This window comes from Paenibacillus oralis (genome assembly GCF_003863965.1).
In the GTDB taxonomy this organism is placed as follows: domain Bacteria; phylum Bacillota; class Bacilli; order Paenibacillales; family Paenibacillaceae; genus Fontibacillus; species Fontibacillus oralis.
Map to the genome: position 1 here is coordinate 7357341 of NZ_RRCN01000001.1, position 12402 is coordinate 7369742.

Sequence of the window (12402 nt, forward strand, 5' to 3'; positions counted from 1 at the left end):
CTACCTTGAAAACTACCCCTTGATTCCGGAATGCTCGATGCCTTCGGTCAAATACGTTTCGGCGTACAAAAACAGCAATACCATCGGGGTCATATACAGAACGGAAGCAGCGAAGATTACGCCTCGCTCCCCTTGTTGAATTTGCGACAAATAAAGCGACAGCGGATACTTGAACTCCTCCTCCAGGAAAATGAGGGGCTGCTCGACCATATTCCAGTAATCGACGAACAACAGCACGATCAATGCAGCCAATCCCGGCTTGATTAAAGGAAGGATGATCCGGACGAAAATAATGGCGTGCCCCGCACCGTCCATTTGGGCTGCTTCCGTATAAGCATGCGGAAGATGAGCCATAAACTGGCGCACCATAAAGACGCCGAACGCGCCGAAAATACCCGGCAGGATGATCGCTCCTGCCGTATTCATCAGCCCCAGTTTGTCGATCATAATGTAATTGGGAACAAGCGTAACCTGAAACGGCATGAGCATCGTCATCAGATAGATCATGAACAGCGTATCACGCCCCCGGAAACGGAGCCTGGCAAAGGCATAGGCCGCCAGCGAGGCCGCCAGCGCCTGCCCTGCCACGATCGGGACGACAAGGCCGGCCGAGTTCCAGAACATCTGCAGAAACTTCGGCGTCGTGATCAGCAGCTTCACGTATTGGTCCAAAGTGACCCAATCCGGGATCAACTTCAGGTTTACGAACACATCTTGGGCCGAAGCATCGGTCATCTTGCCCACCAGATCATAATTAAAACCCATCTCCCTTTCGGTCATCAGCGAGTTCGTGATCGTCAGGATGATCGGTGCCATCATGACTACCGCGACAATCCCGACGAGAAGGGATAAGGCCATGGCGGGAAGCTTTCTTGTCTTGGGCAATGGCTCTTCTCCTCCCGGTTACTCCATATTCTCCCGAAATTTTCGTTCGATGGACAACAGGACGGACACCAGCATCACCATACAACCGACCATGAGCACGGCGGCAGCCGTTAATTTCTGGATATCCAACGAGAAAAACATGTTGTTCATATAATGCTGCATCATATAAATCCGGTCGTACGGATATGGACCCGCAAGCAAGTAAGTTTCCCGGAACACCTTAAACGAATTGACGATCGAAATCAGGATGACGAAGAACATCGTTGGCGTTAAATAAACGAGGGTAATGCCGAAAAACCGGCGAACTCCGCTCGTGCCTTCGATAAGCGCCGTTTCGTAATAGCTGCGCGGAATCGTCTGAAGCCCGGCGAGGAAGAGGATCATGTTGTATCCGACGTTTTTCCATACATAGATCATGGCCACGATGATCATCGATCCATCCGAGTTCAGCCAATCGATGCGCGGCAGATGAATACGGTGCAGCCAGGCATTCAAAACGCCGTTCCAATCGATGAAAATCTGCGAGATCATCACGATCGAGGCGACGGGTACGACCAGAGGCAAGACAATCGCCGTTTGCAGCAAATTCCGCAGCCAAATCCGCTGATTGAGTAAGAGCGCCAGGATCAGAGACAGCGCGATCAGCAGCGGAACGCTGATCCCCGTAAAGAGCAGCGTATTGCCGGCCGCTTTGCGAAAGGAACTGCTAAGCAGCAGTTCCTTATAGTTGCCCAACCCGACGAATGTTCCGTTCAACACCTGATCGGTGAACGAATAGTAAACGCTCATGGCGAACGGAACCGCAAAGAACAGAGAAAATCCGAGCAAACTGGGCGCCAGAAAAGGGATGGCCGCTAATTCGTCTTTACGCATCCAGTACAAGAAACGATGTTTATTCATTGAGGTAAGTCGTCGCTTTGTTCTGGATGATTTTCGCTACGGCTTCGGCCGATTTCTGTCCGCTGAAGAAGGCCGACGATTCATTAAACAGTTCCACCACTCCTATATCGATATCGGCGATTGGATGGTTGGCTTGCAAAAGAATCGACTCCAGTTGCCGCACATCCTCTTCCGTCACCCGCGTTGTGCCGCTGTCCGTAAACGTAGATACCTCGCCCGCTTGCAGCAACTTTTCCGTTTTCGCTTCATATACCGCTTTGGAGATCGGAAACGTCCCGTTGTATCCTTGACCTGCATAGGTAAGATCGTCCGGCCCCCAACTCGAAGCAGCGCTCGCTTCTCCCGACATCAGAAATTTGAGAAAGTCCCACGCCTCAGGTTGCACGGATGATTTTGCATTAATGGAAATATTGGTATACGTCGAGAAATATCCCCCGGGCTCTCGGCCTTCAGCCTTTGGTTTTTCATAAAATTTGGGCGTATTCGCCCCATTCTCTTTCATATTCGCGATATAAGCGAAATATTGATAGGGGGTATGCAGCTCGCGTTCCGTAAAATAAGCCACCGAATCGGCTTTGTCTTTCTCCACGGAAAACGACACCACCTTTTCGGCTTCCATCGTCTTGATCTGCTCCAGCATATGAATAAAGAACTCGGAATCGAAATAGGCTTCGCGGTTCACCGGATTCACGAGCAGAGAATAGTTTGCCCTGATCATATCGGATAATAAATACCTCGGATCACCCGCAACAAGCGCGTATCGGTCGCCATCCAATTTGGAGAGCTCCTTGCCGGTGTCATTGAATTGATTCCAGGTCCAGGTTTTGTCGTCGAATTTTACTCCCGACCTCTCCAATGTCTCTTGATCCCCCATTAGTACAGACAGGGAAAACGATAACGGCACGGTGTACAAACCGCCTTTGCCGTCTTTCAAATTGTCCAATATGTTCTGGAAATATTGCTCTTCCTGGAATGCAGGGTCGCCGCTCATCATCCGGCTCACATCCGCGAGCAGACCTTTACCGATGTATTTGCTCGCAGGCAAGCTGTCCATCACGATCATGTCGGGACCCTTGCCGTTCAGAAAATCGGCAATCATGGTTGACCTGAATTTCTCCAGTTTAACTCCCGAAATATCATCTCTTCCATCCTGGATCATATATTTCAAATCGATCGTGATGTTCGGGTGCTGTTTCTCGTATGCTTTCTTCGCATCCTGAATGTAGGCGTCGTTTTTGAACATAGTGAAAACAACGGTGCTCTGTTTATTGGGATCAGGCGCAGGCATTATGGTGGATTGTTCCGACCCGGCCGGCGCATCCGTCGGCGTTCCTTGCAGGCCCCGTGTCCCGGTTCCGCTACCCGACCGACCCTCATTGCTGTTGCCGCCGCATCCGGCCATTACAATGATGAGTAAGCAGCTCATCAAGAAAGCCGTCATTTTTGTCATTTTTCTCATGCGGTATTTCCTCCCCTGGTATGTCTGATTTCCACTCTTTCGAGTATAGAGGAGAGATGTCAATAAGAGCCGTCTAACTTGTAAACAAAATGTCTCAATCAACTATTTGATTCCTGTTATTGCTCATCAGCTTTCCACGATAAAATTCTGCGGATGTCATCCTCATGATGAAGAACGGTATGATTATTGAAAAAGGAACCCATGAAGAGTTCCTTTCCGACGATACCTTCTATGCGGATTTGTATAACAGTCTAGAATACTTGTACAACTTCTTTAATATCATCGATTTCCTCAAGAATTGCGCGTTCAATAGCGGCCTTTAACGTAATCGTAGCGCTTGGGCAACCGTTGCAAGCTCCCAAAAATCTTAATTTGGCTATACCGTTCTCAATCTCGACCAGTTCAGCATCTCCGCCGTCGCGCAGTAAGAAAGGACGTAGTTTGAGAAGCACTTCCGATACTTCATCGAATAAAATTCCATTCTCCTCCATTATGCCAGCTCCTTATTAAGTAACCTCGAACTTCTTTAAAGAGGCAAACGCTTGATTTATTAAATTAATGAATCAACCGATGCTTCCTTCCATCTCAAATTGAATCAGCCGATTCATTTCAACGGCATATTCCATCGGCAATTCCTTGGTAAACGGCTCAATAAAGCCCATTACAATCATTTGTGTGGCATCTTGTTCTGTAAGCCCGCGGCTCATTAAGTAAAATAATTGCTCCTCGGACACTTTGGATACTGTTGCCTCGTGCTCCAAAGTTATCTGATCGTTTTTAATTTCATTGTACGGAATTGTATCTGATGTTGAGAGGTTGTCCAAAATCAACGTATCGCACTTAATATTGGACTTGGACCCTGCGGAATCGCGGCTGAAGCTGGACAACCCCCGGTAGTTTACTTTGCCGCCCTGTTTGCTGATGGATTTGGATATAATCGTAGATGTTGTCTCGGGAGCAAGGTGAATGACCTTCGCGCCGGCATCTTGATGCTGATCTTTACCGGCTACGGCAATAGACAGAATGGACCCCTTGGCTCCCCGTCCTTTCAATATTACAGCCGGATACTTCATTGTTACCTTGGAGCCGATGTTGCCGTCCACCCATTCCATTGTGGCGTTTTCCTCTGCCACAGCCCTTTGGGTTACCAAGTTGTAGATATTAGGCGCCCAATTCTGAATTGTCGTGTAACGGACACGGGAATCTTTCCGGCAAATAATTTCAATAACTCCGCTATGCAGAGAACTGGTACTATAAATAGGCGCTGTACATCCTTCAACATAATGGACAAAGCTGCCCTCTTCGGCAATAATTAATGTCCGCTCGAATTGGCCCATATTTTCAGAATTAATACGGAAATACCCTTGTATAGGGACCTCACACTGAACGCCCCTCGGAATGTATACAAAGCTGCCGCCTGACCAAACCGCACTGTTAAGCGCCGCAAATTTATTGTCGGCGGGAGGGATGATCGTTCCAAAATATTGCTTAAACACTTCGGGGTATTGCTTTAATGCAGTATCCGTATCAAGGAAAATAACACCCTGATCCTCCAGTTCTTTCTGCATACTGTGATAGATTACTTCCGACTCGTATTGAGCGGATACACCCGCCAGGAACTTTTGCTCCGCTTCAGGAATCCCCAGCTTGTCAAAGGTCGCTTTGATCTCGGAAGGAACCTCCTCCCAGGTCTTCCCCTGTTTTTCAGAAGGGCGAACGTAATATTGGATGTCATCTAGATTTAGCCCGGCCAAATCCGCTCCCCATTGAGGCATCGGCATTTTGTTGAATTGATTCAACGCTTTCAGCCGAAAATCGAGCATCCATTCCGGCTCTTCCTTGATTCGGGAAATTTCCCGGACGATCTCTTCAGTCAGACCTTTTCCAGATTGAAAAATAGACTGGTGCTCGTCGCGAAACCCATATTTATATTCACCCATATCCGGCGCTTTTTTAGCCATTAGTATCACTCCTTATAACCTTTCAAGACTCATTTTGATTTGCTATGATCTGCCGAGCTTGCTCTCCACTAAATCTTGCAGGCGACCGCGAACCCCCTCCAGCGGGATCTCCGAAATGACAGGAGCGAGGAATCCAAAAATAACAAGATATTCGGCTTCTCTCCGAGATATCCCACGCGACATCAGATAATAGATTTGTTCCGCATTGACTTGCCCCACGGATGCAGCATGACCGGCGGTTACATCATCCTCATCGATCAGCAGGATCGGATTGGCATCGCCGCGCGCTTTAGGACTTAACATAAGCACGCGTTCTGTTTGCTGACCATCACAATGGGTTGCACCCTTTTCAATCTTTGTAATGCCGTTGATAATGGCTGTAGCTTCTTCAAGCATGACTGCACGCGTAATCATCTGGCTCACCGAGCTTCTGCCAAAATGCCGGGCTTGAGTTGTATAGCTCGATTTTTGATTGCCCGTGCCAATAGCAATCACCTTAGTGTCGGAGACCGCCCCGTTGCCTTGAAGCAAAGTCTTGGTATCGCTGGCGGTATTACCATTGTTCATCTCACCGATAATCCATTCCACACCGCCATCCGCAAGCACGACCGCCCGCCGCTGGGTGAAATCCGTTGTTGCTGCAGCAAGCTGATGAACCGAAGCTACTTGCACCTTTGAGCCCGCTCCCGCAAAGACCTCCACCACACCGTTATGCAATACCTTGACATCATCCCCGCTCGATACACAATTATCCACAAAAATGATCTTGCTGTTGCTCCCGGCCACAATTAAGATGTGAGGAGCAAAACGCACACCGCTTGTATCGTTAAGAAAGATTGCTTGAATGGGCGCTTCAACCTCTACACCGTCCGGGACATATAGAAAAACGCCACCACTCCATAAGGCGCTGTGTGCAGCAGATAAACTATGCTCTTCCGGCTTCACTGCCTGAAAGAGATAACGTTGAACCAACGCCTCATGTTCTTTTGCCGCAGTATGCAGGTCCGTTAAAATGACTCCCTGGGCGGCTAAGCTCTCGGACAATTTCGTATACACTACATCCGAATTGAACTGAACGATTAGTCCGCCTTTCACTGGAGAAGCAACCAAACCTCGAACAACCTCCGGCGCATCTTCCAAACCTGACCACGCATTCTCAGCTTTGTAATCTCCACTTTCGTAGATATCCCATTTTTCAAGTTTGATTTTCTCCACTTTAGGCAGTTCCAGCGTCCCTGCCAGCTCGAGTGCCCGAATCCGGCGTTCAAGCAGCCAACGAGGTTCATCCTTAGCACTTGACCATGCGCGTAAATCGTCCACATTCATTGAAATTCTTGCTTGTATACCCACTTGCTGTTCCTCCTCTCCGGCTCTTAAACTTCCTCGCCTACCGTCTCATCCGTAATCCCAAGCTCCTCTTTCACCCAATCGTACCCTTCAGCCTCCAAACGGTGGGCAAGCTCCGGGCCGCCAGATTTGACAATCCGGCCTTGCATCATGACATGCACAAAATCCGGGGTAATATAATTCAACAGACGTTGGTAATGGGTGATGATTAAAAAACCTCTATCCGGGCTGCGCATCTCATTTACACCATTAGCCACAATACGCAGTGCATCAATATCAAGCCCGGAATCTACTTCATCCAAAATCACAAACTTGGGTTCAAGCAGCATCATTTGCAAAATCTCATTCCGCTTTTTTTCGCCGCCGGAGAATCCCTCATTCAAATAACGATGCGCGAATTCCGGGTTCATCTCCAGCCCCTTCATTTTGCTCTCCATTTCACGGATAAAACGGATTAAGGAGATCTCATCGCCTTCTTCACGCCGTGCATTGATGGCACTTCTGAGAAAGTCCGAGTTCGTCACCCCGGCAATTTCACTTGGGTATTGCATAGCTAGGAACAAGCCTGCCCGGGCACGCTCATCCACCTCCATCTCCAGAAGGTCTTCATTGTCCAATGTCACCTTGCCGCCAGTAACTTCATATTTGGGATGGCCCATTAAAGCCGAAGCCAGCGTACTTTTTCCCGTCCCATTAGGCCCCATAATCGCATGAATCTCTCCACCATGAATCTCCAGTGTGAGTCCTTTTAAAATTTCTTTCCCATCAATCTTGGATCTTAATTCCTCAATTTTTAATGTCGTCATTTTCCCAGACTTCCCTTCCGGAGTTTTCTTCGGCATGCGCCACCAAATCACTCATAAATTTTCCAATAGTCTGTAGCTCGGCCTCTGAATAGGATTCAATGAATTGGTAAAACCTTTCTTCTTTTTCTTTGTGCAGCTTTTTATGCAAATGATAAACAATTCTTCCCTTATCCGTTAAACTAAAATAAATCTCCTTGCGATTGTTGTTCAGTTGACTTCTCATAATAAAGCCCATTTCCAGCAGCTTTGCACTAATTTTAGTAATGCTAGCTTTGGACAACCCCATCTTCTCCACAATCCCGGTATGATTTATCGGTTCATAATCACCAATGCAATCAATAACGTGTACACTAGTGATATTGTTGGAGAGCATGTCAATCCGGTACTTACTGGCCTGTTGCCGAAACGAGTTAAATTCTTGTTCAGTATACAGCTCATTCAGATGCAGCATTCTAATATATTGCTCGTAAAGATGACCTTTAAAATCATTTTGAAACTCCAATTTCGCAATCTCCCCTCTCTTGCATTAGTTGCAGACCAAGTTCAGTGTCAGCACCAGATTATTATGCTTTTTGTTCACTTGTGAACAAAATTTATATTAACATATATGATAATGATAATCAATATCAATTATTGAACTACCGCGCTTCAATACGCTACCGTGAGCGTGTATGGCAACACTGACCCCTGATAAAAAAGAAAACCGCTCCAAAGGAACGGAATTTAGTAAGCTTGCTTATGCCAATCTTTAATAGTTCGGACAGAACATCCGGTAGCTTGGCTCATTCTCCGGCAGAGCCATCATCATTACGGTCAACATAGATGGAGCCGTAACGCTTCTTAAACTGGGCCGTCGAGGCGCTGACCAGATCGATGCAGCCCCAGGTTGTATATCCGCCACTTCCACGCCATCGGCAATGGCTTCCGCTCATCCGCTCAGGTATGGCTGATGCACCGACACCGAAAAGACTATAAAAAAGATGGCTCAAGACGAAAATCAGTGCTTGACAAAATAAATGATGACGGAGATGGGGAGTTGTCTCTCCAAACCACTTTGCACGATTATCCCTTTGGTTCAGAAAGCCAAGTCACATGATCAAACGGGATAATCGTGCAAAGCTTCCGGATAGCGAGTCTCGCTCCAGGCCACGGTCTGTTGTCGGCTTGACTGTCAAGCACTGATGATTAGGTTGAACCAAAAAGATATTATGCTATTTTTTAATGCTATTCTTCGGGAGTATGAGAAGCGACTCGCTCGTCTGATGGGAGGGTGAACGAAGCGGGGGAGAAAACGGTGGAAGACGGCGGACGAAGCCTTTTCCAGCGAAGCGATGGGTAAGGGATTCGCCATCATCCCGTCAAGCGGAAACTTTACAGATTTCTTATCACTAACTAAATTCTAACAAGGTAGAAATCCGCTCGCAAAGGCGAACGCTGCCGCTTCTCCAGAATCATTTCACCCTCTTGCCTTTTCCCGCCATATTCAAAAGTTCAACTTAACGGCTCTAAACTGATTCCTTCATAGTCCGTCATGTATCCTGATCGACTTAATAACAGTTTCTGACCTAACAACAATTCATTAGATTCGGAGCTGGCACGAGCATAATCTTCACCGCACACATACTTAATAAATTCCCATGCTGCATCTTGATGGACTGATGCTATATTAATGGCGAATATATCACCTGGAGTTACATAAGTTGATGTAGGATCAAGGGGATCAACGGGTCCAGCGGCAATACCAAGTTCAAAGGGTACATAATTGTTCAAATCATTCTTGAAATGATCCATAAGTGCTAGCGACGTTACAGATCCAATATGCATAGCAGAACGCCCCATGAGAAATGGTTGGCTATCATAAAACTCCTCTTTCGTTCCACGGGTGAATAATTCATCCATAGAATTAAAAATAGCTCCCGATTGGTCTGCCTTGATAGCGGTCTGAATCACTTTCTTCCACGCATCTGTATCTATGGTCACCTGCATCTTATCTGTATTCACGATCGACAATCCATCAGCCCGGCTCATCTGATCAGTCAGTGTAACTAGATCTATGGGGGCTTCATACACATCTCCACCGCTATATCCGTAAACTCGTGTCTGTTTATCCCCTTCAGTAGGAAAACGGCGGGCAAGCTCAATGATATCGTACCAACTCATTCCATCAGATGGTAACTCTATGCCATTTTTCTTGAACAGGTCCTTGTTATAAAATATCGCCTTACTTGAGAATGACGGAGTAAGCCCATACAATCCACCACCGCCTATTTCTCTAAGTTGATCAACGAGACCGGGAACGAACCCATCCAGATTATAGTTATCTCTAGTACTAAGCGAATCAAGTTCAGTCAGTATTCCATCGTTAATTTGATTTTTAAACTGATGAGCATCCAGAATCAAGATATCCGGCTGTTCTTCACGGATAAACGCTGCATACACCTCTTCCTTCGTCTTATCACCCATATCCTTGTAAATGTCTGCATCACTGAGTACTTCAAATTGGATTTGATTATTAAGCGTGGTGAACCAATCTCCATATTGCTTGTAGAATAATTCCGAATCATGATAGATGACCTTAAGCGTAGTCGTCTCTTGATTCTCCTTTGGTTCAATCGGTCCCTTAGATTCACTTGTACAACCTACTACTAACAGGCAACTAACAACAAACACCGTAAGTACTTCCAACCATGGTCTGTTCATTACCGTCTCCTATCTCTGCTCAACATATAACATAGTTATCTAAAAGGTACTGTCTTAAAATCATCCCAATTGATTGTCATGTCTGTTCTCATGCCATTGTCCGACTCTCCCTCCCCATTTTCTCCATTAACTTTCCTGGCAAGGAATGCTTCATCAAGGGCAACTTGTGCATCTCGTTGAATCGTCTGTAGTGCGTCATCGAGGGATTTTCGAGACTCCTCTACTTGGGTCAATTCACGATACGTAATCTCCTCATATTTTTCTTTGAATTCATCCGTAATAATACTACTATCAGGATCATCGTAATAATTACTTAGCGGCAAAGAGGTTAAGTGATAGAATCCATCCAGGTTAATCCCATAATAATCGCTTGTTTGACCCATACGTGAAGGTATTCCATTATCAGGTCTTCTCGCCAAATTGCTGGCAACCTTATCACCCTGCATAAACTTCAACAATTCCCATGCAGCATCTACATTGGAGGAATCGGCCCGAATCGCATATACATAGTCATTACCCAAATTGAGATCTCTGGTTATTTCTCGGTTAGACGGATCCACTGGACCAACCACCATACCTACCCTAAATGGCTTAACCCCTGATTTACCACTTTTTATATAGTCAAGTACACTATAGGCCCAGCTAGGTTCATCATCGATCAACATCGCTTGCCGCCCCTTAGCAAAAAGTTGCTGTCCATCGAAATCTTCATCCGCGTTAAATCCTCCCTTGTGAATGGCATTCGTTGATAATGCCGCTTGAGCTTGTTCGTACGCTTGCTTCCAGCCTTCTGTATCCATTGTAACTTGCATTGTATCAAGGTTAACTGCCTTTAATCCCATAGAAAAACCGATCCACAAACCTAACTCTCTTAGAGGGCTTTCTTTGTCTAACCCAAAACACGTGAATCCGCCGGTTTGAATGCCGGGCCAAAAATTTATCCAATCGAACTATCGAGTTTTACGAAGAAAATATGATCATGATGCAGAAGACTTTCGAAGAACAAAATCTGGGCTTTGATGTCCTCGCCATAACCAACCGAGACATCAAACATCATTATATCGGATCTATGCTTGGCAAAGGACTGGCCAGCAACACGGTAAACGGGCGCATCAAAACCTGCAAAGCGTTTTTCAAGTTTTTGCATGCAGAAGGCTATATCAAGCATAAACTGGCAGACGAACTAAGGCTGGTCAAGGCGGAAAAGAAAATGATCCAAACCTTTACCAAAGAGCAGTTGCTTGCCCTGCTCAACCAGCCCAATCGCCACACCTTTACGGGATTTCGGGATTATACGATCATGATGGTCATGCTGGAAACGGGGATGCGGATCGGAGAATTACTGAATTTGAAGATCAGCGATCTTTTCTTAAAAGAAATGGAAATCCGAATTGTTCGAGGCAAAGGCGGGAAAGCGCGGCGCGTCCCCATCCAAAAAACGTGCGTGAAAGTGTTGAAACAATACTTGGTCGAACGCGGTGATGTAGAGACGGACTGGCTCTTCGTGAATGTAGAGGGCACCGCCCTTTGTACACGAACCATACAGGAGAACATTCAGAAGTATGGGAAGTTAGCCGGAATATCGGGTGTACGGGTATCGCCTCATACATTCAGACATACGATGGCGAAGTTCTATATTCTGAACGGCGGCGATGTTTTTACCCTTCAGCAAATTTTAGGCCACAGCACACTGGACATGGTCCGCTATTATGTAGAGCTTTTTAGCAAAGATATCCGGGAGCAGCATCAGAAGTATAGTCCGGTAGAGAATATGAGTCGACTCCGGATCGGTGGATAATGGACGAAGTACTTAGGGCTGCCTCTAGGCAGCCCTTTATTATTTCATATATGATCCTCAAAGGGAGAAACGACCTCTAAATTTTTGTCTGAGAATCAAGTTCTCAAAGATCATGAAATGAAGCATATGTTCGTGCAGAAACTATTACCAGCTATATTCTAAACACGTTCAGCTAGCCAAACCAAAGCGTTCGGTGTTGTCTTCCATGCTTGATGAGCGACAGAGGCATAAAAAATCGCTTCCTCCTCACTCCCTCGTGTATAGGCATCGGGAACAACATGCGGAATATGTTTTACTCCTAGCAAATAAGCGGAGACATGCGAATTCGACTCGAGAGCTTTACGCAACGATCCAGCCGCCTTGCGTGCGCCTTTACATCGAAAAGAAAGCAATGCTTCGCTATATTGCATAAAGCACGTAGCCTCTTCGTGTTCTAACAGAAGTTCGTCAACTTCTTTGTTCATCTCCTCGGCCAGCAAATAATTAACCAGAAGATAGCGAATTCCCTGATTGTCATTCGGGTTCAATCGAAGCAGTTCTCGGCAA

Annotated in this window: 12 protein-coding genes and 2 pseudogenes; 2 read left to right on the forward strand and 12 right to left on the reverse strand. The window is 46.3% G+C overall.

Going from position 1 to position 12402, the window contains the following annotated elements; all coding sequences use genetic code 11:
• Positions 1 to 12: 12 nt before the first annotated feature.
• The 3 genes from EHV15_RS32615 to EHV15_RS32625 are packed head-to-tail and all read right to left on the reverse strand — an operon-like array spanning position 13 to position 3244.
• Positions 13 to 858: a carbohydrate ABC transporter permease gene (locus EHV15_RS32615; protein WP_128635663.1), complete on the reverse strand. Its 846-nt coding sequence runs from the start codon at positions 856 to 858 to the stop codon at positions 13 to 15.
• A 45-nt stretch (positions 859 to 903) separates the two neighbouring features.
• On the reverse strand, positions 904 to 1785 hold the full coding sequence (locus EHV15_RS32620) for a carbohydrate ABC transporter permease (RefSeq protein ID WP_128634927.1): 882 nt from the start codon (positions 1783 to 1785) through the stop codon (positions 904 to 906).
• On the reverse strand, positions 1778 to 3244 hold the full coding sequence (locus EHV15_RS32625) for an ABC transporter substrate-binding protein (protein ID WP_128634928.1): 1467 nt from the start codon (positions 3242 to 3244) through the stop codon (positions 1778 to 1780). Before EHV15_RS32625 ends, EHV15_RS32620 begins: the two co-directional genes overlap by 8 nt.
• 115 nt (positions 3245 to 3359) lie before the next feature.
• On the opposite strand from EHV15_RS32625, the pseudogene EHV15_RS37720 reads away from it, so the two are divergent.
• Positions 3360 to 3567, forward strand: a pseudogene (locus EHV15_RS37720) (hypothetical protein); the annotation flags it as partial.
• Here the strand turns inward: EHV15_RS37720 and EHV15_RS32630 are convergent.
• The 8 genes and pseudogenes from EHV15_RS32630 to EHV15_RS32670 form a co-directional block, all read right to left on the reverse strand.
• The gene (locus EHV15_RS32630; protein ID WP_128634929.1) at positions 3496 to 3735 is read right to left on the reverse strand and encodes a NifU family protein; all 240 of its coding nucleotides are present in this window, start codon (positions 3733 to 3735) and stop codon (positions 3496 to 3498) included. The pseudogene EHV15_RS37720 and the gene EHV15_RS32630 overlap by 72 nt on opposite strands.
• 72 nt (positions 3736 to 3807) lie before the next feature.
• Positions 3808 to 5205 carry a Fe-S cluster assembly protein SufB gene (sufB, locus tag EHV15_RS32635; protein WP_128634930.1) on the reverse strand — a complete coding sequence of 466 codons (1398 nt, stop codon included), beginning with the start codon at positions 5203 to 5205 and terminating at the stop codon, positions 3808 to 3810.
• A 42-nt stretch (positions 5206 to 5247) separates the two neighbouring features.
• Positions 5248 to 6555: a Fe-S cluster assembly protein SufD gene (gene sufD, locus EHV15_RS32640; protein WP_425464456.1), complete on the reverse strand. Its 1308-nt coding sequence runs from the start codon at positions 6553 to 6555 to the stop codon at positions 5248 to 5250.
• 23 nt (positions 6556 to 6578) lie between these two features.
• Positions 6579 to 7358 carry a Fe-S cluster assembly ATPase SufC gene (sufC, locus tag EHV15_RS32645; RefSeq protein ID WP_128634931.1) on the reverse strand — a complete coding sequence of 260 codons (780 nt, stop codon included), beginning with the start codon at positions 7356 to 7358 and terminating at the stop codon, positions 6579 to 6581.
• Positions 7339 to 7860: a MarR family transcriptional regulator gene (locus EHV15_RS32650; protein ID WP_128634932.1), complete on the reverse strand. Its 522-nt coding sequence runs from the start codon at positions 7858 to 7860 to the stop codon at positions 7339 to 7341. The genes sufC and EHV15_RS32650 overlap by 20 nt, the downstream gene beginning before the upstream one ends.
• A gap of 292 nt (positions 7861 to 8152) precedes the next feature.
• Positions 8153 to 8283: pseudogene (locus EHV15_RS37725) on the reverse strand (family 1 glycosylhydrolase); the annotation flags it as partial.
• A gap of 566 nt (positions 8284 to 8849) precedes the next feature.
• Positions 8850 to 10058, reverse strand: coding sequence for an ABC transporter substrate-binding protein (locus tag EHV15_RS32665; protein WP_128634933.1), 1209 nt, complete (start codon positions 10056 to 10058; stop codon positions 8850 to 8852).
• 35 nt (positions 10059 to 10093) lie between these two features.
• Entirely contained in the window at positions 10094 to 10918 is an 825-nt protein-coding gene (locus EHV15_RS32670) for an extracellular solute-binding protein (protein ID WP_128634934.1), read from the reverse strand.
• Between the two features lie 47 nt (positions 10919 to 10965).
• Between EHV15_RS32670 and EHV15_RS32675 the strand changes: the two genes are divergently transcribed.
• Complete coding sequence (locus EHV15_RS32675) at positions 10966 to 11856, forward strand: tyrosine-type recombinase/integrase (RefSeq protein WP_281281736.1); 891 nt, start codon at positions 10966 to 10968, stop codon at positions 11854 to 11856.
• A gap of 158 nt (positions 11857 to 12014) precedes the next feature.
• Here the strand turns inward: EHV15_RS32675 and EHV15_RS32680 are convergent, their stop codons facing one another.
• The gene (locus EHV15_RS32680) at positions 12015 to 12383 is read right to left on the reverse strand and encodes a hypothetical protein (protein WP_128634936.1); all 369 of its coding nucleotides are present in this window, start codon (positions 12381 to 12383) and stop codon (positions 12015 to 12017) included.
• Positions 12384 to 12402: the final 19 nt, after the last annotated feature.